Annotated in this window: 12 protein-coding genes and 1 pseudogene; 10 read left to right on the top strand and 3 right to left on the bottom strand. The window is 40.0% G+C overall.

Annotated features, from left to right (window positions below; genetic code table 11):
* The first annotated feature begins 3 nt into the window (after positions 1-3).
* From BJP37_RS16900 to BJP37_RS16885, 4 genes are all read left to right on the top strand, one after another.
* Positions 4-4,248: a hybrid sensor histidine kinase/response regulator gene (locus BJP37_RS16900; RefSeq protein ID WP_075900476.1), complete on the top strand. Its 4,245-nt coding sequence runs from the start codon at positions 4-6 to the stop codon at positions 4,246-4,248.
* A 4-nt stretch (positions 4,249-4,252) separates the two neighbouring features.
* A complete protein-coding gene (locus BJP37_RS16895; protein ID WP_075900474.1) occupies positions 4,253-4,801 on the top strand; it encodes a hypothetical protein in 549 nt (182 codons plus the stop codon).
* A 187-nt stretch (positions 4,802-4,988) separates the two neighbouring features.
* Positions 4,989-5,456: a Uma2 family endonuclease gene (locus BJP37_RS16890; protein ID WP_075900472.1), complete on the top strand. Its 468-nt coding sequence runs from the start codon at positions 4,989-4,991 to the stop codon at positions 5,454-5,456.
* A 190-nt stretch (positions 5,457-5,646) separates the two neighbouring features.
* A complete protein-coding gene (locus BJP37_RS16885) occupies positions 5,647-6,468 on the top strand; it encodes an Rpn family recombination-promoting nuclease/putative transposase (RefSeq protein WP_075900470.1) in 822 nt (273 codons plus the stop codon).
* Between the two features lie 211 nt (positions 6,469-6,679).
* Here the strand turns inward: BJP37_RS16885 and BJP37_RS44325 are convergent.
* The 3 genes and pseudogenes from BJP37_RS44325 to BJP37_RS16870 form a co-directional block, all read right to left on the bottom strand.
* Positions 6,680-6,995 (bottom strand): annotated as a pseudogene (locus BJP37_RS44325) (type II toxin-antitoxin system YafQ family toxin).
* A 59-nt stretch (positions 6,996-7,054) separates the two neighbouring features.
* On the bottom strand, positions 7,055-7,255 hold the full coding sequence (locus BJP37_RS16875) for a hypothetical protein (RefSeq protein WP_075900468.1): 201 nt from the start codon (positions 7,253-7,255) through the stop codon (positions 7,055-7,057).
* Between the two features lie 297 nt (positions 7,256-7,552).
* Positions 7,553-7,807, bottom strand: a complete 255-nt coding sequence (locus BJP37_RS16870; RefSeq protein ID WP_075900466.1) for a hypothetical protein — start codon at positions 7,805-7,807, stop codon at positions 7,553-7,555.
* A 310-nt stretch (positions 7,808-8,117) separates the two neighbouring features.
* Here BJP37_RS16870 and BJP37_RS39345 point away from each other — a divergent pair, with 310 nt between their 5' ends.
* The 6 genes from BJP37_RS39345 (at position 8,118) to BJP37_RS16840 (ending at position 23,831) form a co-directional block, all read left to right on the top strand.
* The gene (locus BJP37_RS39345) at positions 8,118-8,264 is read left to right on the top strand and encodes a hypothetical protein (protein WP_158069621.1); all 147 of its coding nucleotides are present in this window, start codon (positions 8,118-8,120) and stop codon (positions 8,262-8,264) included.
* 1,674 nt (positions 8,265-9,938) lie between these two features.
* Positions 9,939-10,193, top strand: coding sequence for a dimerization domain-containing protein (locus tag BJP37_RS16860; RefSeq protein ID WP_075900462.1), 255 nt, complete (start codon positions 9,939-9,941; stop codon positions 10,191-10,193).
* 128 nt (positions 10,194-10,321) lie between these two features.
* Complete coding sequence (locus tag BJP37_RS16855) at positions 10,322-13,738, top strand: AprA-related methyltransferase (protein WP_075900460.1); 3,417 nt, start codon at positions 10,322-10,324, stop codon at positions 13,736-13,738.
* Between the two features lie 76 nt (positions 13,739-13,814).
* Positions 13,815-22,301, top strand: coding sequence for a type I polyketide synthase (locus BJP37_RS42580; RefSeq protein WP_075900458.1), 8,487 nt, complete (start codon positions 13,815-13,817; stop codon positions 22,299-22,301).
* A 34-nt stretch (positions 22,302-22,335) separates the two neighbouring features.
* Positions 22,336-22,587, top strand: coding sequence for an acyl carrier protein (locus BJP37_RS16845; protein WP_075900456.1), 252 nt, complete (start codon positions 22,336-22,338; stop codon positions 22,585-22,587).
* 20 nt (positions 22,588-22,607) lie between these two features.
* Positions 22,608-23,831, top strand: coding sequence for a beta-ketoacyl synthase N-terminal-like domain-containing protein (locus tag BJP37_RS16840; RefSeq protein WP_075900454.1), 1,224 nt, complete (start codon positions 22,608-22,610; stop codon positions 23,829-23,831).
* The last annotated feature ends 3 nt before the right edge of the window (positions 23,832-23,834 follow it).

Genomic DNA, 23,834 nt, shown 5'->3' with positions numbered 1-23,834 from the left:
AAAATGTCAACTATTGATCCAGAAACCTATCAATACTTTCTTGGGGAAGCCCAGGACTTGCTGCAAGTTATTGAACAACACTTGCTGGCTTTAACACCGGACAAGCCAAAAAACCAACTTTATGACTTAATGCGAGCCACTCATACCCTGAAAGGCGCAGCTGCTAATGTCCGGCAAGAAACCATAAAAAGTGTAGCACATTATCTCGAAGATGTCTTCCGGGCAATGTTAGCCCCTGAGGCAACCATTGATACAGAACTAGAAACACTACTGTTTGAGGGATATCAGTGCCTCAGGATGGCACTGACTGCTGAAATGACTGGGGAGTTGAGCAAGAATACTGAGATTATCAACCGAGCTGCAGGGGTGTTTGCTAAACTGCAAGCTAAATTAGGAGATTGTTTTGACTATCAAGCCTCTCTACCCACATCAGCAGAACTTGGGTTTGATATTGTCCAATCTATCTTTGAAGTAGGAGTCAAGCAACGAATCGATCACCTAGCTTCTTTGTTGAAAGTTGGTAGGTTACAGGTTGGCAGGTTGGATGTTGTTCGCGAAGCGTGGCCTATTGGCCAAGGTTCTGAAGGGTTACAGGTTGGCAGGTTGGATGTTGAAAGTTCTGAAGGGTTACAGGTTGGCAGGTTGGATGTTGAAAGTTCTCAAGGGTTACAGGTTGACAGGTTGAAGGTTGAAAGTTTTCCAGACAACCTTCAACCTTCAACCAACACTAACCTTGAACCTTCAACCAACACTAACCTTGAACCTTCAACCAACACTAACCTTGAACCTTCAACCAACACTAACCTTGAACCTTCAACCAACACTAACCTTGAACCTTCAACCAACACTAACCTTCAACCTGCTAACCTTCAACCTTGGCCTATTGGCCACGCTACGCGAACAACCCCTGATTATGACAAGGCTACGCTGATAGAGATTGCTGAGACCTTGCGAGAACAAGCTGAAATATTTGTAGGGTTAGGGGAATCCTTGAACTTACCAGGGTTTAAAGCAATTGCCGAAAACACCCTCAAAGCCCTTGATGTTCAGCCTGAACAGGTGATGGAAATTGCCAAGATTGCCTTAACGAATTTCCAGGAAGCTCATACCGCTGTCTTAGCAGGCGATCGCACTCGTGGAGGAAACCCCAGCCTCGCCCTTCAACAATTAGCTGGATCACAAGAAGAGTTACAGGTTGAAGGTTCACAATCGTTGAAGGTTGAAGGTTCACAATCGTTGAAGGTTGAAGGTTCACAATCGTTGAAGGTTGAAGGTTCACAATCGTTGAATGTTGAAGGTTCACAATCGTTGAATGTTGAAGGTTGGAACGTTGAAGGTTGTCTGGAAAACCTTGAACCTTGGCCAAAAGGCCACGCTACGCGAACAACCCAAACTAACCTTCAACCTGCTAACCTTCAACCTGCTAACCTTGAACCTTCAACCCAAACTAACCTTGAACCTTCAACCCAAACTAACCTTGAACCTTCAACCAACAATAACCTTCAACCTTCAACCAACAATAACTTTCAACCTTCAACAAATATTGATGAATTACTTGAGGAAACTTTTGGTAATATTTCTCTTGCACAAGAGCAAGCTAATCAAGTGTTTCCTGAAGAAGAATCTCTTGAGTCAGATAGTATACCTGCAGATAGTATATTTCCAGATACTATATTTCTGGATGAATCTTCAGAAACCGTAGCAACAGACAATCTTAACCAACCTCAGACTGACCCTCAGCAAGAGTCGGAGTTAGCGGTTAACCCTGAATCAGGAAAAGAAGTCAAGCAAATATCAATGTCTCTTCCCGATCGGGAGTCTGCAGAGGCTGATGTGCCTTCATTAGCAGAGGGCTCGATCAAGACATCAGCCACAGTGCGTGTTGATTTAGACAGTCTTAAACACCTATCTCACCTAGTTGGGGAACTACTGATTAACCAAAACCAGTTAGGATGGCAGGATGAAAACTGTCAAGAGGTAGTTGAAAAACTTTCCAATTGGCTCAAGCAACATTGCCGCACCCTTACTCAACTGCGCACTCAGCTCAAGAAGGATTCCTGTAATCAGCAAATTTCTAAGCTGTGGGATTCGGCATGGGAAGAAACCCTGCAATTGACTCAAGCTACAGAAGACCTGAGCCTATTAGCTACTACCGCTGCTGCTAGTGTGGAACGAGAACAGCGTCTATCAACTCAGCTGAGGGATACTCTTCAATCTGTTCGGACTATACCTCTGGAACATCTGCTTAAGTCCTTTCCTTCCATGGTGCAGCAGTTGTCTAATGTCCATCACAAGTCAGCGGAATTAACCCTCAGTGTTACTAATGTCCTAGTTGATAAAACCATTGCTGATCATCTCTATGATGCTTTACTGCATCTAGTCCGCAATGGTTTCGACCATGGTATTGAATCTTCCGAGGTTCGTCAACAAAAGGGTAAACCTGCTATCGGTAAGATTGAAATTCGTGCTTTCTATCAAGGAAATCGCACCATCATTGAAGTTACAGATGATGGTCAGGGACTGGACTTAGAAAAGATTTATAATCGTGCCGTGGAAACAAACCTGCTCAGTATTGAGCAATTGGAAGCCCTCGGCCAATCACCAGAGCCAAATCAGCTATTAGACTTACTGTGTCAGCCAGGATTTTCCACTGTTTCTCAAATCAACGAGCTTTCTGGACGAGGTATTGGCCTAGATGTGGTGCGCTCCCAACTGCAACGAATTAACGGTAGGGTAAAGGTTCGCTCCCAGCCGGGTCTTGGTACGACCTTTTCTTTGCAGATCCAAGAAGCCCTCAGAAATGCCAGGGTGCTAGTGGTTCAAGCTAATGAGGGGGTCTATGGGTTTGTGGCTAATGACGTTGAACAGATAGTGTTGCCAGCATCTGAGCAAATCCAGATGGTAAGTGATCAAAAAATCCTGAATTGGCATCACAGGGGGAATGAGTATAGCACCCCCATTTACCAACTTTCATCCTTACTGGAAGACTCATCCCAACAGGTATCGACACTACCCGGTTGGAATCCCTTGCTCACTAAACCCCAAGAGATGAATCCTGTCCTATTGATGGGTACCGCTGAAGGATGGGTGGGGCTGGAAGTGGAACAAGTACTCGAAGAGCAAGAACTGGTGATCAAGCAGCTGCCTAATGCGATCGCATATCCTCCCTATGTTTATGGTTGCAGTATTTTGGCCGATGGTCGTTTGACTCTCGTAATTGACGGTACAGGGTTACTTAACTATGTACAGCAGCTCCCTCAATCTCAGCCATCCTTGTCGAAGGTTGAAAGTTCTCCGGAGTTGAAAGTTAACAGGTTGAATGTTGTTCGCGAACCGTGGCCTATTGGCCAAGGTTTTCCAGAGTTGAAGGTTAACAGGTTGAATGTTGAAAGTTCTCCAGACAAGCTTAAAGCTGATCATAGACAACCTGATCATGGACAACCTGCAACCAACAATAACCTTCAACCTGCCAACCTTCAACCTGATCATAGACAACCTGCCAACCTTCAACCTTCAACCAACACTAACCTTGGCCAAAAGGCCACGCTACGCGAACAACCTGCCAACCTTCAACCTTCAACCAACACTAACCTTGGCCAAAAGGCCACGCTACGCGAACAACCTGCCAACCTTCAACCTTCAACCAACACTAACCTTGGCCAAAAGGCCACGCTACGCGAACAACCTGCCAACCTTCAACCAGCCAACCTTGGCCAAAAGGCCACGCTACGCGAACAACCTGCTAACCTTCAACCTACCAACCTTGGCCAAAAGGCCACGCTACGCGAACAACCAGCTAACCTTCATGGTAACCTTTCTAAAACCTTTTTAGTGGTCGATGATTCCATTACTGAGCGACAAAATTTAAGCCTAATTCTCGAACGGAATGGTAACCAGGTAGTGCAAGCTAAAGATGGTTTAGAGGCGATAGAACTATTGCGCAAAAGTCATGGGGTTGATCTGATCATCTGTGATTTAGAAATGCCACGGTTAAACGGTCTTGAGCTTTTGAGTCTTAGTCATCAAGAGCCAGCTTTAGCTGATATTCCTATTATTATGCTCACCTCCCGTAGTCAAAAAAAATACAAACAACTTGCTACCGAACTTGGGGCTATGGCTTATTTAACTAAACCGTATTTAGATGAAGAGATTTTAGCAACAATTAATAACGTGTTAAGGATGAAGGATGAATTATATATAGCAAAGGGAACAGAGAACAGGGAACAGGGAATCGGGAATCGGGAGTAAGGAGATGAAAAAAGTCCGAGTTATTGTCTTTAAAATCGCTAAATATTGGTTAGCGTTACCAATGACAGTCGTCTTAAACGTTAGGGATTTTTCCAGCAACATTAGGGAGAGTAACCGAGATAACAAATTAATTCATCTAGACAATCGAACCTTGACGCTGCTGCCTTTAAAACCAATACTGGTCAAACCTAGTAAAGCTAAGCTAAGCCTAGATCAAAGTTTAGATAAAACCGCTGCTGTCACAAAATATCCTATTGATTTATCCAGTGTTGGCGATTTTTTGATCATCGTTAAAACTCCTAGGGGAGAAGCCTGCGCCATACCGGTTGATAGGCTACCGACTATGATCGATTTACCCTTATCAACGATTCTGAAATTGCCAGACTCTTACAGTCAAAGCTATCTCCTTGGTATGGCAAATTATGTCGCTGTATCGCAATGGCCAAAAGGCCACGCTACGGAAACGGAAGCAGAAAAATTAACGATTTTTTTGCTAGATTTAGAACGAGCATTGAGTGTAGCAATAGCTTATAGAGCAGGGAGTAGGGAGTAGGGAGTAGGGAATAGGGAATTGGTAATAAGGAGACAAAATCTCTGTACATCATAGCTATGATAAATGCTATATATCAATCTCCTAACCTTAATGTATAGTGCTATAATTCATAAATAACTATAAAAATTTACCCATCTACTCATGGGAGTGTGGTAATATTCGTGGTAGTTTTTGCCGAATTTTAAAAGTGAGATGCACCCCTCCCCATGCAACTGGAATTCGGATCATTCACCGAGTGTTGGATAATCGTTTAGGACACCAAGGGTTAGTTCAAACACAATTACCAGTTCAGTTAAGTAATTACTCCGAACCCCAACCAGATCTAGCCGTAGTTATGCCAGATGAACTGCGATACCTAGGCCATCATCCCACACCATCAGAAATTTATTTGATTATTGAAGTTGCCGATACTAACTTAAGGAGGTATTGTGAACAGAAAGCTAAGCATTATGCAGAGGCAGAGATTGCTGATTATTGGGTAGTTGATTTAACTAATCGTCAATTGCATGTTTTTCGAGAACCAACTGAGCAAGGGTATCAAAGTCAGGTAATTCTGGCAGATGATAATACAATTTCACCGTTACAGTTTCCCGATTGTTTATTATCTGTATCTCAAATGTTGCCACCAGAGATTCCGGAGTTTGTTGACGGTTGACCCTTATCTAGCGTTTATAGGACTCATGAGGTACACATAATTGTTGACTATTGGCTCTTCCGACTTCCCTCTTCTCTGCTCCCTGCTCCCTGCTCCCTGCTCCCTGCTCCCTAAAACCCATAAATTTGTACCTCATGGGTATAAGAATTGCTAGAATTATAGTATACCACGTTTAGTGGAGAGCTAAGTAATGACATTTATCAGCCCCAAAACCGACTTTGCCTTCAAAAAAATCTTTGGATCCCAGGAAAGTAAACCGATTCTGATTAGCTTTCTCAATGCTCTGGTCTACCACAATCAACCTCTGATTCAAGACCTGGAAATTATTGACCCTTATCAGTCTTCTCCTCTTCCAATCCTCAAAGACTCTTTCCTCGATGTGAAGGCCAAACTTAGGAATGGTTCTTTGGTGATTATTGAAATGCAGGTTTTGCAGGTAGAATCCTTTGCTAGAAGAGTTTTATATAACGCTACTAAAGCTTACTCTCTACAGTTAGGTAAAGGAGAAGGCTATCGTTATCTCAAGCCAGTGATTGCTCTGACGATTACCGATTTTGTGATGTTTCCTGAGCATAATAAGATAATTTCTAATTTCAAGTTACGAGAAGAAACTACCAACATCAACTACATCGAAAATCACTTGCAGTTAGTGTTTGTGGAACTACCGAAGTTTGAGAAGCAGTTGGAGGAGTTAGAGCAATTAGATGAGTTGTGGATGTATTTTCTAAAAAATGCGCCTTCCTTAGAAACGGTGCCACCGCAAATGGCCGAAAAACCTGAGTTTCAACAGGCATTTGGGATTGCTTCTGAGGCCAATTTAAGTAGGAAGGATTTGGAGGAATTAGGAAAAAGAGAGATGTTTATTCATGACCAACAAGGGCTAGTGATTTTTGCAGAGAAACAAGCTAAGAACGAAGTAGCACGCCAACTTTTGCCTCTGTTAGATAATGAAACAATTAGCCAGACTACTGGCTTACCTGTAGAGGAAATTGAGAAGCTTCGAGATGGTTGAGCCGTTTGAAAGGGGTAGGGTGGGCAAATTATGAAAGTTTGACCAAGTGATCAGTTTTCATGTCAATTTGCCCACCAGACAAGAGCGATCGCACTAAAAATCCTAGTCAGGTAGGGTGGGCAAATTATGAAAGTTTGACCAAAGGATAAGTTATCCTGTGGATTTGCCCACCAGACAATATCAGCGTAAGCACTTCCGGATTCATGATCATTTAGAATAAATCTGCATGGGAACCGGAACGAACCAGAAAAAGATGGGTTCCTGAGATTTTGTAGATTAAAATCCAGTCTGGTTCAATATGACAATCTCGATATCCACTCCAATTTCCTGTTAAGGCATGATCTTTGTATTTGGGTTCTAGTTCTTTTCTCTCTAGTAAGTTATCAATTGAGGTGCGACCCGTGGCGAATTTAATTCGCCAACGGAAAGCGCACCTGAACGGTTTTAAGCTTTTCCATATTTTTGCCACGCTTCTGTAGCCGTTTGACGTCTTTCTTAAAGCGGTTTTCAAAAACCGGTGATAGCATTAAATTCCTAGTTCATTGTAAAGAGATTCTTTATTGGCACAAACGGTCAAGTTTTTTTGTTATTCAATATTTATAATCGCTTGTTGCGTCTCTTCATTGAAGTCGTTAAGTGTATAATTTTCTTCTTCAATGCGTTTCTCTCTTTCAGCTTGCTGCAAAATAAGCGCGAGGTGTTTTTGTAAATAAATGGCTAGGGCGTTTTGTTGTTCTTCCGAAAGCTGTGCGATCTGCTCAAAGGTTTCTTGGATTAATTTAGTCATAGATTGTTTTTGTGAAACCGTATTGATTGAATTGTAGCACTCTCAAGAGTGGGTAAAGAGCGATCGGCGAAGCCGCGCCAAAGGCGATCGCACTACATTCTTAATTCTACATTCTTAATTCTACATTCTTAATTCTACATTCTTAATTCTACATTCTAACCAAAAAAAATAGCCGCAGAAATACCTTCCACGGCTAGGAATTGTTACCTATGTCTTAACGTTGTAAACCCATTCGGACGTGATCCGATGTGATTGGCCTTTGGCCAGGGGGGGGAAACCCCCCCAAAATTTAAGCCCTTAACCCAGAGTTAAGTATTTCGTCATTACCGTGATGAATTCCCCAGGAATCTCAGTTGCCTGAAGGGGGCTCCATTCGTCAATTTGGGCGTAACCCCGTGCATAAAGGGTATACATGGTGTTGTTTATTGCCTGGCGAGAGCCTTTCAAAATGTGCTTAATGGGGTATTTTTTGCGGAAAGGTTCCTGAGGAGTATTACTAGGAGTGATATCCTCAGGATTGTTTTCTGGATTAGGGCGAAAATTGTCAGACATAGTTAACAATTCGTTGTTAAGTTTATAAATATAATCATAACGATAATAGTTAAATTTGTCAAGGGGTTTTATAATTTTTTTTCGGAGGGGTAATTGAAATAAAATGTACGGTTATGGAATGGGATATTGTTTTTTAAGGGAGTAGGGAATCGGGAATCGGGAATCGGGAATCGGGAATCGGGAACAAATTACAGAATCAAAATGTTAGCGTGCGCGTGGCATTTTTTTCAGAGAATCGAATTTCTTGGTTCTTCAGTACCTGCTATGCTAAATTTCAGGTAAAAAAAACAGAAAACTTACTCTACAAGCGATGCAGCGCGGTCTTGGGGAGCCAGTGCGGTCTTGGGGAGGCAGCGCGGTCTTGGGGGTTTCCCCCATGAGCGACTGCCGTGGTCTCCCCCATGAGAAACTGGCGTGGTTTCCCCCACTCGCGCTTTGCATCAAGACAGGATTCTGAGGCTATTTACTTAACAAGTATTTCTAAATACTGCCTCTTTCCACTGCTCCCTGCTCCCTGCTCCCTTCGTCAAATTGTTAAGTTAAAATAACAAGTACGGAAGAGCTAAAAAAAATCATTTCATTAAACAAGAAAGCCAAATTTGGACTCAGTTACAACAGTTAGGGTTAAAGCCAGGAATAGCTTTTTATCTTCGTTCGCGTTTGGCCTACGGCCACGCGGGGCTCGTTCGCGCAGCGGAGGCCTACGGCCTAAAGCGTCGCCTACGGCGAGGTATAAAAATTACTAAAACCAAACAAGTAGTAGGATTTGATTTGGCAACTAAAGAACTATGACTCTGATTCAGTCTACCTTCTAGCTTCCTTGTCACCCCATCAGCATTATTTTTTTGACCACAAGTCGCTCTAATTGCCAATCCATAAGGCTTCTGGCTTGGTTGTCACCCCGTCAGGCTGCTTTAAGGCAGGATGCAGAAGGCAGAAGGCACGTAATACCGTAGTTGCAACTATTGTTAATAATTCCAGTGATTTTACAAATGATTTAAGATTACTATATGTTACAAGTTGGCTCTTCCGGCTTTGCGGTGATAAGACAAGCTTATGTCAGGTAATTCCGCCAGTTCCAGCCACGTTGATTTTCGATTTTGTGCCTTTTAATACGTTTTCAACCACAGATCCGGAAGAGCCTACAAGTTTTGTCCCTTGATAGCTATAAAGGATACTGTTTTGATACTTTTGTCAAGTACCTTTTTTACTAAATTAGATGAGCTTACCCTGGTAAAATTTAGTCATAAGCTTATTGATTGTAAACAATAATTAATGAAAATTAATCCTAATGAATAGGAGTGTTTTATACGAAAAATGAGAGCTATATCCCTTGTCATGTCTGCTTTATAACTATTTTCGTACAAAAAAAAAAAAAAAGTGTTGACTTTCTCAAATAATAACGATAAGATACCAAAAGTTATTAAGCAGCCTATCTATATATAGCGTTCGTCATAGCTATGAGGTACACATTTTTTTTGCCCTCTTCCCTTATCCTGGCTCCCGGCTCCCCGCTCCCCGCTCCCCGCTCCCCGCTCCCCGCTCCCGGCTCCCTAGAACCCAGAGAGTTGTACCTCATGGGTATAAGACTTGCTATAGTATGCTAGTCTACTCTCAAAACACACAGATGAGATCCATCACAACAAAGCTCAAACTTAATAACAAACAGAAAAAGATGATGGCTCAACACGCAGGAGCAGATGGTGTTTTAACTGGAGTTTCAATTTATGGAATATCGAGATTTAAACCCAATTATAAGGATCCAAAAATACGGTTGTCTTGACTTTAATGCCTGTGGGTGAGTAACCGCCGACGGTCTCAGGGTCAGCAGTAATTAAACATGATCAGATGGTCACGTTATGTGACGCTTTGTATCAGTTTTGTAGAGCAGTGTAGAGGTAATAGAGAAACTTAGTTCTAACGAATTAGATTAAAATCCGTTTTAGAGGAGCCACTGTCAAGGATTGTACTGTAATGAAGAGCCGTATGATACGTGCATTGTCACGTACGGTTCTGGAGACGAATCAGTGGAGTGACTCACTGGCTTAGTTTAATGGAAACTGCCTGCGGGTATCCAGATCAGAAGTGGTATTAAAAGCAAAAAATATAATAAATAATTGGTATAAAAAAAATGCTGGAGTTAATTAATCGTTATCAATATGGGTTTGTTTCTATTCCTGTAATCTTAGCCTGTAGAGAAAAGGGATTATTTGACTTAATAAAACAAAAGAGAATAACCCACCGGCAAATAGCTAATACTCTAGGGGCAAATACGGGTCATTTGCAAGTAGCCTTAAAAATGATGGAATCCCTAGGTTGGCTATCAAAAAATGAGGTTGATGAATACTCCCTCACGGATAATTTTCAACCATATCTCTGGACATGATCAAGCATGCTATTCGGTTGTTGCTCGACTATTACCTACATTTCCAGGATGTTCCGGTTCCAATCAGATTCATCCCATAATTCAGGAATGCCTACTTTATAAATCAGCTCTAAAATAAAATTAAATCAATGCTAGATAAAATAAATCGTTATGCTCATGGGTTTGTAGCTGTACCAGTGATTTGTGCTTGTTCAGAAGCAGGGGTATTCGAGTTACTATCACAGAAAAAATCACTGAAATTAGAAGAAATAGTAGAGCATTTAGCAGCAAATAGTGGACATCTAATGGTAGCTATGCGACTCCTAGAGTCATTATCATTCCTATATCGCTCTCAAGCAGAAGAATACATATTGACAGAACAAAGTCAACAACATCAAATCATCCCTAAAGCTCTGATGAGCTTATATAAATATCCATTTGAGTTATATTTAAAAGGAGAAGTAGAAACAGGAATCAGCAATTGGATTAATTGTTCATCTCGAAGATGGGATACAGAAAACTCATTACTAAGTGATTTATTAGATGGAGTATTACTCATCCCCCTGCTACTAGAACTGAAAAAACAAAACTTACTGGATGAATCAAAAAAAATATTTAACACATTAACAAATTCCCTTAAACAAGAACTATCAACATTATTCATCAATTTAGGATGGGCAGAAGAAAAAACAGAAGGGCTATATTTAACAGATATAGGTAGATTTATGCGTGACAGATCCTTAAACTTAGGAACAACAGCGTCTTATGCTCCTATGTTGTTACAGATGAAAGAATTACTATTTGGAAATCCTCAGAGAGTATTTCAAAGAAATAAGACTGAAAAAGAAAGACACGTAAATAGAACATTAAATGTAGTAGCAAGTGGCTTTCAACACGAAAAGTTTTTTGCCGATACAGATAAAATCATCATATCTATATTTAACCAACAGCCAATAGAAGAGCAACCAAGCTATATAGTAGACATGGGTTGTGGGGATGGAACGCTACTGAAACGAATATATAAAATCATCAAACAATTCTCTGCTAGGGGAAAAGTATTAACAGAGTATCCTATCATCATGGTAGGAGTAGACTACAATCAAGAAGCATTAGATGTCACAGATAAAAATTTAGTAGATATTCCCCATCTAGTCATTCCAGGAGATATAGGAGCACCAGAAAAATTATTAGAGCAATTGAAAGCACAAGGAATAGAACCAGAAAAAGTATTACATATTCGTTCATTCCTAGATCATGACCGACCATTTATAGCTCCAAAAAATACAGAAATAGCTCAAGCACGTTCTCAGTTAGATTATCAAGTAGTAGATGTAGATCGAGAAGGAAAGCTGATACCACCTCACATAGCAGTACAAAGTTTAGTAGAACACTTAGAAAGATGGTCATCAATAATAACTAGACATGGATTATTGCTCCTAGAAGTACATAGTTTAACGCCAGCAGTAGTCAAAAAATATATAGACGAAAGTGAATCTCTGCATTTTGATGCCTATCATGCCTTCTCAATGCAACATTTAGTAGAAGCAGATGTGTTCTTGATGGCAGCAGCAGAGGTGGGTTTATTTTCACGGAAAGAAGCTTTTCGTAAGTATCCGAAAACGTTGCCATTGACTCGAATCACAGTTAATCATTTTGAAAAGCGTAAATATCAGATACGGTATGCAACTGTAAACGATATACCAAATCTGTTAAAGTGTGCGACATTTAATCAACCTGTAAACGAACCCTTCTTTCAAGTTTTATTGAAACAAACTCCAACAGCACATTTATTATTAGAATATCAAGGTGAATTGGTAGCTGCAATCTTCACAGAAACTAAAAATTCTAATGAGGTGCTAGGAATTCGTGAGTTTTTAGTAAGGACTTCTGTAGAAAATTGGCAAGTATTAGCAAAAGATTTACTAGAATTTGTGGAACAGTGGGGAGTAGTCAAACCAGGAATAAAAGAAATAGAAGGATTGTTAAAATACCATGAAGCCATCTCAAACTTTCAAAAATCAAAGTGGTATCAATCTTCAGTTTTAAACAAAAAGCTTATAGAAAAAATAACTCTACACGAATTAGCTACTTTAGAACTATGTAATTTAATGGCTCCAGAATATGAGCTAGAAGCCTTTGCCGCACGTTGGCTTTTGCGTGTTTTTCAAGATATGGGTGTATTTCTCAGAGAGGGTGAATCTTATCAGGAGTCTGAGTTGGTTTCCCAGCTAAACATCTCACCACGTTACCAGAGACTTTTAGGTGCTTTGTTACAAATTTTGCATAAGCGTGGTATTCTAAAAATTGAGAAAGATAGAGTGTTCACATTAGCAAGATGTAAGACCTTTGCCTTAGAAAATATTTCGTCTGAAGTTTCTGCTTTTTATGATTATTTTTCTGAAAAATATCCTGCTCATTTATCCTGGTTAACAGTAGTCAAAAGGTGTCTAGAGAAATATCCTTTGATTCTACGCGGTGAAGTTGATGTCAACGAAGTTGTTTTTACAGATGGGGATATGGAGCTATTTGCTGGACTATTTCTAGGACATCGTGTTGCTGACTACTTTAATGAGTTGCTAGCAGATGGGGTTTGCTGGGAAGTAGAACAGCGGTTGTTAGAAGAAAAGAGGGCACAACCTATTCGGATCTTGGAGATTGGAGCAGGAACAGGAGGTGTTACAGGAATATTGCTAGAAAAGCTAGCTTCTCATGCAGAGCAAATTGAATTTTGGTTTACTGATATTTCTAGCGTTTTTACACGTTATGGTGAGAGTAAGTTCAAGCAGTTTCCTTGGGTGAAATATCAAACCTTTGACATAGAAAAATCTCTTGATGCTCAGGGGATAAAGTCTGAAAGTTTTGATGTGGTAATTGCTAATAACGTACTCCATAACACAAAATTAATTCATCAAACCTTAAATAACAGTAACTCACTATTAAATACTGGGGGGTTATTGGCATTACTAGAGTTTACTCAACCAATTGATATTCTTTTATACTTTGGAGGGTTGCTTCAAGGATTTTGGTTGTTTGAAGATCCAGAATACCGACTAGAAGTTGGTTGTTTACTGAGTATACCACTGTGGCAAAAAGTTCTCAGTGATTGTGGGTTTGATGAAATAATACCATTGGGATTACCCTGTGAGATGCACGCTCTTTCTAAGGCAAGAGAATCTGTTATATTTGCTCGAAAGCATCAAGTACAGGAGAAAACATTTTCTGAAAAAATTAAACAAAATTTGACAGAAAATGGTAAGCATGGGCAGGCAGAATTCGATTTTATTAGTATTAATAATTCACAAGAAAGTTCATCCAAATTAGAAATTTTTGAACAGGAATGTCGAAAATTATTAAAATCTCTACTGGGTGTTCAACGTATGGAGAGATTGCCTGGTGACACACCACTAATGGAGTCAGGAATGGATTCACTGGAGTTGTTAGAATTTCGTGCTCTTATAGAAAGAAAGTTTGGGATTAAGTTAAAGTCTACCTTCTTTTTTAGTTACAAAACTCTTATAGCGGTAGCAGAGTATCTTTCAGAACGGGAAGATATTAATTTTAGTTAGTAGGACTATGACTGAAAAAAAAACAACGTTTTCACAGGTCCACAGGGGGAAATTTTGAATCAGGGGGAAAATTTGAATGCATTCTAACCAGAGCAGTTCACTAGCAAGAATAGCCATTGTAGGTGTGGCTTGCCGTTTTCCTGGAGCAGATACTAAAGAAGAATTTTGGCAGCTACTTAAGGAAGGTCGGGACTCAATGCAGAATCTTCCTTCAGAGCGTTGGGGAAATCTATTTAACTCCATGAGTTCAGAAATAGATTTATCTATTCAACGCGGTGGTTTTTTGAAAGATATAGATTTGTTTGACTCATCCTTTTTTAGGATTACTCCTAGGGAAGCGCAGTTAATGGACCCCCAGCAAAGGCTGTTGTTAGAATTGTCCTGGGAAGCGATGGAAGATGCAGGATATGCAAGGGATACATTAAAGGGTAAATCAGTAGGGGTTTATGTAGGAGTTTGTCACTATGACTACAGAAGTTTATTAGAAAAAGGTTTGGAGACAGCCGAAATAGCTCAAATTGCTACTGGTACAGCTCCAGCAACTTTTGCCAATCGCCTTTCCTATTTTTATAATTTTCACGGCCCTAGCTTAACTGTTGATACGGCTTGTTCCAGCTCTTTGGTAGCAATGTATGAAGCAGTAAATGCAATACGTCGTGGGCAGTGTCAAACAGCATTGGTAGGAGGCGTTAATTTAATGTGTTCTCCTGTGAATAACCAAGTTTATAGTGCTGCGGGTATGTTATCTCCTGATGGAGTCTGCCGGGTGTTTGATGCGGGTGCTAATGGGTTTGTCAGGGGAGAAGGAGGGGCAGTAGTTGTACTTAAAGATTATCAAAAAGCGTTGACGGATGGTGATTCTATTTATGGGGTTGTTCGCAGTGTAGCAGTGAATCATGGAGGGCAAGCAAGTTCTTTTACAGCACCAAATCCCCAAGCTCAGGCAAAATTGTTGGAACAGGCTTATAGGGAAGCTAATATTGATATAGAGTCGGTAGGTTATATTGAAGCACATGGTACGGGTACATCTCTAGGAGACCCAATTGAGGTCGAGGCTTTAAATGAAGCGTTTAAAGGGTTGAGTTCAAGTGGTAAGTTACCTGCTAATAGTTGTGGTTTGGGCTCAGTTAAAACAAACATTGGTCATTTGGAAGGGGCAGCAGGTTTGGCTGGACTAATCAAAGTTTTGCTGTGCATGAGGTATGCAACTCTTCCATGTTCATTAAATTATCAGCAACTTAATCCTGATATTGAATTAGAAGAAGGTCCGTTTTTTGTGGTGGACAAGCTTCAATCTTGGGAAATAAAAGTTGATAGGGTAGGAAAACCTTATCCACTTAGAGCAGGGTTGAGTAGCTTTGGTTTTGGCGGTACAAATGCTCATGTAGTTCTTGAGGAAGGAGAAAATAAGAAGGAAGGAAGAAGAGGGGATAAGGAACCTTCAGTTCATCTATTAACCCTTTCAGCTAAAACTGAAACAGCTCTTTCAGAGTTAGTCAGTCGTTATCAAAAATATTTAAACACTAATGCAGAATCAGAGTTAGCCGATATTTGTTATACCGCTAATACTGGGCGAGTCCATTTTAACCATCGACTAGCAGCGATCGCCTCAAACAAACAGGAGTTAGTAGAAAAACTTAAGGAATACCAAGCTGGGGAGGCAACAGCGGGAGTATTAATAGGGGAACTTGCAGAACGCATAAGAACACCGAAATTAGGTTTCTTATTCACAGGTCAAGGTTCCCAGTATGTCAATATGGGAAAACAACTGTATAAAACACAGCCTGTATTCCGTGAAGTATTGGATAAGTGTGATATAATATTGGAAACGGAAATAGAATGTTCTCTATTAGATGTTCTATATAACAAAACTACAGATTCTCAAGATTCATCTTTAATAAACCAAACAGCTTACACTCAACCAGTTCTGTTTGCAATAGAGTATGCGCTATTTAAGTTATGGGAATCTTGGGGAATTAAACCCAGCATAGTAATGGGTCACAGTGTAGGAGAATATGTGGCTGCTTGTGTAGCAGGAGTCTTCAATCTTGAAGATGGTTTGAGATTAATAGCTGCTAGGGGCAGGCTGATGCAACAGTTACCTTCAGGTGGAGAAATGGTTTCTGTGATGGCTTCAGAATCTACAGTTAGCAGACTCCTAGAACCTCACAAAAAAGAAATAGCGTTGGCGAAGCCCGCCGTAGGCATCGCAGCAATAAATGGACCAGAAAGCACAGTTATTTCTGGAGACTCTGTAGCAGTAACAGGTGTAGTAAATGACCTGGAAGCAAAGGGAATAAAAACTAAAAAACTAGAGGTATCTCATGCTTTCCATTCACCATTAATGGAACCAATGTTAGGAGAGTTTGAAGCTATAGCTAATCAACTAACCTACAATCAACCTAAAATACCTATTATATCTAACGTTACAGGTACAAAAGCAGATAATACTATTGCTTCCCCTCAATACTGGGTTAATCATGTCGGTAAACCTGTAAGATTTGCCCAAGGAATGGAAACGCTACATCAACAAGGGTATGAAACCTTTATAGAAGTTGGACCGAAACCAGTATTGTTAGGAATGGGCAGGCAATGTCTACCAGGAAATGTAGGTGTCTGGTTGCCATCATTACGTCCGGGAGTGGATGAGTGGCAACAAATGCTTTATAGCTTGGGAAAATTGTATGTAACAGGAGTAAAAATAGATTGGTCAGGATTTGAGTCTGACTCTAGTCGCCAGAAAGTAGCATTGCCAACTTATCCATTCCAGCGAGAAAGATATTGGATAGAAATAACAGAAAACAAACATAAGGAACATCAAAAGTCAGAAAATATAAGTGACACTTCAATTGTTAAACTACTCACTCAAGGAAAAACAGAAGCTCTCACTCAACAACTAGAAACAGAAGCCAAATTTTCACCAGAAGAGCTTAAACTTTTACCAGAAATATTAGAGACATTAGCCAAACAACATCAAGAACAATTAACAGCAGTAACCATCAAAAACTGGTTCTACGAAATCCAGTGGAAACCCTTAGCTCAAAACAACCCCAATGCAAACATTGAACCTAGTCATTGGTTAATTTTAGCCGATACCACAGGAGTAGCAGAAAAATTAGCTCAAAAATTACAACAACAGGGTCATAAATACAGCTTAGTTTATCGAGGAGAGAGCTATCAAAGACAAGCAACAGGTACTTATCAACTTAATCCTCAGATTCCCGAAGCATTTGAAAAGCTGTATCAAGAAATTCAACAAAGTAGTGAAACTGCCATTACGAAGTTAATTCACTTGTGGAGTTTAGATGCTCCCCAATCAAAAGACTTAACCCTGGAAACCCTAGAAGAAGCTCAATTATGGGGATGTGGCAGCGTAGTACACCTGTTACAGACCTTAGTCAAAAACTCTAGCATTCCTGAACTATGGTTAGTAACCCGTGGGTCTCAATCAGTATTATCCCAAACAGAAAAAAATCTAACAGGACTAGCAGCGTCACCCTTGTGGGGATTAGGTAGAGTAGTGTCCCTAGAACATCCCCAATTATGGGGAGGATTAGTAGATCTAGACCCACAAGCTGCAGCAGGAGACGAAGTAGAAATGCTGTGGAAATTATTAGTTAATGAACAAGAAGAAGATAATCTAGCTGTACGGGGAGAAAATACCTATGTAGCTCGTCTGGCCAGGCAAGAACCTCAAGAATTTTCTGAATCCCTATCCTTATCATCAGATGGTAGTTACCTAATAACAGGAGGGTTAGGAGCTTTAGGGTTACATACTGCCCAATGGTTAGTATCCAAGGGAGCGAAAAATATTGTCTTAACTGGGCGTCGCCCTCCCTCAGAAAAAGTAAGTGAATCTATAAAAAAATTAGAAGAAACAGGATGTCAAGTGAAGGTGATGTTGGGGGATGTTTCTGTTGAAGAAGACATAGGCAAAATTCTCAAACAAATTCAGATATCAATGCCAACACTCAAAGGCATAATTCATACAGCAGGAGTGTTAGATGATGGAACCATACAACAAATGAATTGGGAGCGTTTTGCCAAAGTCATGTCGCCCAAGGTAAAAGGAAGTTGGCATTTACATAAATTAACTGAAAATCAGCCATTAGATTTCTTTGTCTGTTTCTCCTCAATAGCTTCGATGTTGGGGACTCTTGGCCAAGGAAACTATGCTGCAGCCAATGCCTTTATGGATGCTTTAGCTAGTTATCGTTGCAGCAGAGGATTATCAGGATTGGCGATTAATTGGGGAGCATGGGCATCAGGGGGAATGGCTGCTCGTTTAGCAGTGGAGCATCAAAATAGGATGCACAGCAGTGGCATAACTGAGATGGCGACCAAAGAAGGAATGTATGCCTTAGATTTACTATTAACAAATGAATCTGCTACAGCTCAGGTAGGTGTAGCAAGTATAGAGTGGCAGGTACTCTCAGAAAGTTGGAGTGGTATCAAAAAAAATTCATTGCTACGAGAATTATTAGAGAAGGAGGAATGGGCAGCAAAAGATACACGACACCAAAAAGTTAAAGCCGAATTTTTAGCAAAATTAGAGGAGGCATCACTAGAGAAACGTCAGGAATTTTTAACTGAACACATTCGAGTGCAAGTATCTCAGGTACTAGGTTTAAGTTCATCTAAATTACCAGAAGTAAATGTAGGTTTTGCCTCTATGGGAATGGACTCTTTGATGACAATAGAATTAAAAAATCGACTGCAAAATCAACTAGGAACAACCTTACCTGAAACAATAGCCATAGAATACCCAACCATTGCCAAATTATCATCATATATAGAGGAATTAATGGGATGGAAGATAACAGAAATTGATTCATCTTCTGAAGAAGCAGAAACTAATAAATTGGAGATGATGGATCGCTCAAGAAGTGAAGCAATAGCCATCATCGGCATAGGCTGTAGATTTCCCGGAAATGCCAACACACCAGAAAGCTTCTGGGAATTGTTATCCAATGGCAAAGACTCCATTACAGAGATTCCCCTAGAACGTTGGGATCTAGATTCCTACTACGACCCCAACCCTGATACTCCAGGGAAAATGTATATCCGTCACGCAGCATTAGTAGAAAAAGTAGATCAGTTCGACCCACGATTTTTTGGAATCTCTAACCGAGAAGCTTATAGTCTTGATCCACAGCAACGCTTCATTTTGGAAGTAACTTGGGAAGCTTTAGAAAGAGCTGGTATTAACCCTCAACAATTAGAAAACACTCAGACAGGGGTGTTCCTGGGTATCGGTCAAAATGATTACGCGAATTTAGGTTTTCACCAAGCAGCCGAAGATATAAGCCCTTACGATGCTACAGGAAATTTGTTTTGTTTTGTAGCAGGTAGGTTATCTTACTTTTTAGGAACGCAAGGTCCATCAATGGCAATAGATACAGCTTGTTCATCATCTCTAGTAGCTATCCATGAAGCTTGTGAGAGTCTGCGTCAGGGTGAGTCCAACTTGGCTTTGGCTGGAGGAGTTCAACTAATTCTCTCTCCGGAAGTAACAACCGCACTATCAAGATTAAAGGCTCTAGCACCTGATGGTAAGTGTAAAACTTTTGATGCTGCTGCAGATGGTTTTGGTAGGGGAGAGGGATGTGGCATTGTGGTACTGAAGCGTTTGTCGGATGCGCTCAAGGATGGGGACAGGATATCAGCAGTAATTCCTGGTTCGGCTGTTAACCATGATGGACCAAGTAGCGGAATGACAGTACCGAATAAACTGGCTCAGGAAAAACTGATTCAGAAAGCTCTCAAAGCAGCCAAGGTAAAACCGTTACAAGTGAGTTATGTGGAAGCTCATGGTACAGGAACTTCTCTAGGAGATCCTATGGAAGTGAGAGCTTTAGCTAGGGTGTTTGAGGAGGGACGTGATCAGGAAAATCCATTGAACATCGGTTCAGTTAAAACTAATATCGGTCATCTGGAAGCAGCAGCTGGAATAGCAGGTATGATTAAGGTGATTTTGCAATTGCAACATCATAAAATTGTGCCTCATCTGCATTTTGCTAATCCTAACCCTTATATTGATTGGGAAAATATGCCTTTGAAGGTACCCACTCAACTGACTCCTTGGTTGTCCAAAGGGGAGAAAAGGGTGGCAGGAGTTAGTTCTTTTGGTATGAGTGGTACGAATGCTCATATAGTTTTAGAAGAGGCTCCTATTGAAGTCAGAAGTCAGAAGTCAGAAGTCAGAAGTGAAGAATATCTAGAACGTCCGGTTCATATACTAACTCTGTCGGCCAAGACTGAAAAAGCACTAGAAGATTTAGTTAATAGTTATGAAAGTTATTTAGAAGCCGAAAATAATGATAATTATTTAGGGGATATTTGCTACACAGCCAACATCGGGAGATCAAAATTTGACCACAGATTAGCAGTGGTTACTTCTGATAAACAAGAGTTATTAGAGAAACTCAAACAATATAAACAAGGTGAGAATGTTGCTGGAATATTTTCAGGAAAACAAATAAGTGAAACTAGAACAAAAATAGCCTTTATATTTACTGGTCAAGGTTCTCAATATCTGCAAATGGGAAGGCAGTTATACGAGACTCAACCCACTTTTAATAAAATTATTGACCAGTGTAGTGAAATGCTGGTAAACTATTTAGAGGTTTCTTTATTAGATATACTTTATCCAGTTGAGGTTAAAGATGAAAGTTCGACTTTGATAGACCAAACAGCTTATACTCAACCCGCTATATTTGCCCTTGAATATGCCCTAGCTAAATTATGGGAATCATGGGGTATAAAGCCAGATGTAGTCATGGGTCACAGTGTAGGAGAATATGTGGCAGCAACAGTAGCAGGGGTATTTAGTTTAGAAGATGGTTTAAAATTAATAGCCATGCGGGGAAAGTTGATGCAAAAGTTACCCTCCGGAGGTCAGATGGCATCTATAATGGCATCAGAATCTCAGGTAATAGAGGCCATCAAAGAATATAGTTCCCAAGTAACAATAGCAGCAGTTAATGGACCAGAAAGTATAGTAATTTCAGGTGAGAGTGCAGCCATAGCAAGTATCTGTAGTCAATTTGAATCCGTTGGAGTCAAGACCAAGGCGCTACAAGTATCTCATGCTTTCCATTCCCCATTGATGGAACCAATGTTAACAGAATTTGAAACAGTGGCCACAGAAATCACCTATAATCAACCAAAAATACCACTAATATCAAATGTTACTGGTCAAGAAGTAGGTGGAGAAATAACCACTGCTGAATATTGGGTGAGTCATGTGCGTCAACCAGTAAGATTTGCGGAAGGGATGGAAACTTTACACAAACAAGGTGCTGAAATTTTCCTAGAAATAGGCTCAAAACCCATACTTTTAGGTATGGGTCGTGAGTGTCTCATGGGAGAAAAAAAACTATGGTTGCCCAGTTTACGTTCTGGGAAACCAGACTGGTTACAAATGCTACAAAGTCTGGGGCAATTGTATGTACGATCAATAAAAATTGATTGGTTAGGATTTGATCGGGATTATTTCCGTAATAAGGTAGAGTTACCAACATATCCTTGGCAACGAAAAAGGTATTGGATAACAGATATTCGAGAACGAAAAAGTCAAGACAAAAAGAGCATAACATCTGAAAAAAAAGTACAACTCGATGGAGTAAATATTAAACTAAAGGAAATACAAATGAACAAAGACAAAATATTACAGCAACCAAAACTAAAATTATCAGATCCAGAATCACTATCTTTATCGAATGCTGAATCAACTATAGATGTTACACCAAAAGCAGTTCAAGTAAAACCTGCTGCTGATATTGAATCTGAAAATATAACTCAATTGAATAGCCTTGATAGAGATGTGACTAAAATCAGAGAAACCCTCAAAGAAAGTTTGGCAGATGCTTTATATGCAGATATAAGTGAAATTGAAGAAGACAAAAAGTTTGTTGATTTAGGTTTAGATTCTATTGTGGGAGTAGAATGGATAACTAACATCAATAAAATCTACAATTTAAATATAAAAGCTACTAAACTATACGATTACCCTACTTTGCCAGATTTTGCTAAATATGTCGCTCACACCCTATCAGCTCAGGGTACAAATATTGATGTAGAGCGATCGCCATCTGCCTCAAGTGAAGCAAGCATTAGCAAGCAATCTCAAATAACTCACCCCCAGAGCAATTTATCACAAGTCAAAGAAATTTTGAAACAACAATTAGCAGAAGCTCTGTATGCGGATATCAGTGAAATTGAAGAAGACAAAAAGTTTGTTGATTTAGGTTTAGATTCTATTGTGGGAGTAGAATGGATAACTAACATCAATAAAACCTACAATTTGAATATCAAAGCAACTAAACTATACGACTACCCTACTTTATTAGATTTAGCAAAATATATCAGCCAGGAAATTTCTTCTTCTACAGGAGGAAGTACATTCCCAAGAGATCATAAAAAATCTATTCAAAAAGACTATTTATCTGGAGATTCACAGGAGGAAATGAAACAAAAATTACGCTCAATCTTGAAGAAAGTTGCCAATAAAGAATTAACAGTTCAGGAAGGAAATAAAATGATTCAAAAAATCAAAAATTAATTAAAGATATAGTATAATTTTTCAGGATAATATTATGAACAAAAAACAAATTTTTAATATAATTAAAAAATATACTTGTGAAATAGCACCAGAATTAAAAAAAGTTCCCATAGGACCCACTGATAGCCTAAAAAACCTAGGTATTGATTCAGTAAATAGGGCAGAAATTATAATGATGGTAATGGAAGATTTATCCTTAAATATCCCACGCATTGAATTGGCTGGAGCCCAAAATTTGGGAGAACTAGCTGATATATTTGCAGGAAAATTAGAAGCAAAAAATTAACAAAGCTAGAGGGAGCATCAATGAGCAACATAGAGATAACAGGTATGGGCATTGTTACTTCCATTGGTCAAGGAGTTGCTACTTTTAAAGAAGCTCTATTATCAGGGGAAACTCAATTTGCTCATCTAAAACAGCCTGGCCGTGAAAGCATCAAACCATTTATTGGTGCTGAACTTCCCGATATTGACGCTAAAATCCTATTTCCTGAGTACGGTGGACTCTTACGTACTGCTACTAAGAGCGGCCAAGTCGCAATAGTAGCTGTTGCTGAAGCCTGGGAAGATGCTCAACTCACCTCTAGCCAAGTTAACCCAGAACGAGTAGGATTAGTTGTAGGTGGTTCAAATTTACAACAACGTTATCAGCAGCAAACCTGGCAACATTATCACTCACGTCAGGAGTTTATACGACCAACTTATGGACTGACCTTTTGGGATACAGATATATTGGGTCTTATTTCCCAATGTTTTCAGATTCAAGGTGAGGGTTACAGTGTAGGTGGGGCTTCCGCTAGTGGAGCAGTTGCTATAATTCATGCTGCCCGTCAAATTTTAATGGGGAACAGTGATATTTGTATTGCCCTGGGAGCTTTATCCGATCTATCGGCGTATGAATTCCAAGCACTGATGAATTTAGGTGCAATGGGGAGTGAACGTTTTGCCGATCGCCCAAACCATGCTTGTCGGCCATTTGATCAAGACCATGATGGCTTTATTTATGGAGAGGGTTGTGGAGCAGTGATTTTAGAAAGAACTGACCACGCTCAACAACGGGGCGCTCAATCCTATGGCCAACTTAAGGGTTGGGGATTGGCTTTAGATGGGAACCGTAGTCCCGAACCTTCCCAAAAAGGGGAAGAACGGGCTATGAATACTGCTTTAGCCATGGCAGACCTTCAGCCAGAGAGTATTGATTATGTGAATACCCACGGTACTGGTTCCCCCCTTGGCGACAAAACAGAAGTGGCAGCTTTCAAATCAGTAGGACTTCAGCATTGCCTACTTAATTCAACAAAATCTTTAATAGGCCACTGCTTAACTGCTGCTGGTGTAGTGGAAGCGATCGCCACCATATTACAAATGAAGTTTGGTTTTTGTCATCCAACTAAAAATTTAGTTAATCCTATTGATACCAGTCTCAATTGGGTGAAAGAAACTTCTGTTCAAGCTGAGATTAAATATGCTATCAGCAACAGTTTTGGTTTTGGGGGTATCAATACAGCTTTATTAATTGGACAGGAGTAAACT

The organism is Moorena bouillonii PNG, assembly GCF_001942495.1.
Lineage (GTDB): Bacteria > Cyanobacteriota > Cyanobacteriia > Cyanobacteriales > Coleofasciculaceae > Moorena > Moorena bouillonii.
This window is presented reverse-complemented; position numbering and strand designations above follow the sequence as displayed.

What these genes read in the sequence shown, in the direction of transcription:
- BJP37_RS16855 (WP_075900460.1), top strand. Translation starts at nt 10,322, where the DNA reads ATGCTAGATAAAATAAATCGTTATGCTCATGGGTTTGTAGCTGTACCA.
- BJP37_RS16870 (WP_075900466.1), bottom strand. Translation starts at nt 7,807, where the DNA reads ATGTCTGACAATTTTCGCCCTAATCCAGAAAACAATCCTGAGGATATC.
- BJP37_RS42580 (WP_075900458.1), top strand. Translation starts at nt 13,815, where the DNA reads ATGCATTCTAACCAGAGCAGTTCACTAGCAAGAATAGCCATTGTAGGT.
- BJP37_RS16840 (WP_075900454.1), top strand. Translation starts at nt 22,608, where the DNA reads ATGAGCAACATAGAGATAACAGGTATGGGCATTGTTACTTCCATTGGT.
- BJP37_RS16885 (WP_075900470.1), top strand. Translation starts at nt 5,647, where the DNA reads ATGACATTTATCAGCCCCAAAACCGACTTTGCCTTCAAAAAAATCTTT.
- BJP37_RS16895 (WP_075900474.1), top strand. Translation starts at nt 4,253, where the DNA reads ATGAAAAAAGTCCGAGTTATTGTCTTTAAAATCGCTAAATATTGGTTA.
- BJP37_RS39345 (WP_158069621.1), top strand. Translation starts at nt 8,118, where the DNA reads ATGCAGCGCGGTCTTGGGGAGCCAGTGCGGTCTTGGGGAGGCAGCGCG.
- BJP37_RS16845 (WP_075900456.1), top strand. Translation starts at nt 22,336, where the DNA reads ATGAACAAAAAACAAATTTTTAATATAATTAAAAAATATACTTGTGAA.
- BJP37_RS16860 (WP_075900462.1), top strand. Translation starts at nt 9,939, where the DNA reads ATGCTGGAGTTAATTAATCGTTATCAATATGGGTTTGTTTCTATTCCT.
- BJP37_RS16900 (WP_075900476.1), top strand. Translation starts at nt 4, where the DNA reads ATGTCAACTATTGATCCAGAAACCTATCAATACTTTCTTGGGGAAGCC.
- BJP37_RS16875 (WP_075900468.1), bottom strand. Translation starts at nt 7,255, where the DNA reads ATGACTAAATTAATCCAAGAAACCTTTGAGCAGATCGCACAGCTTTCG.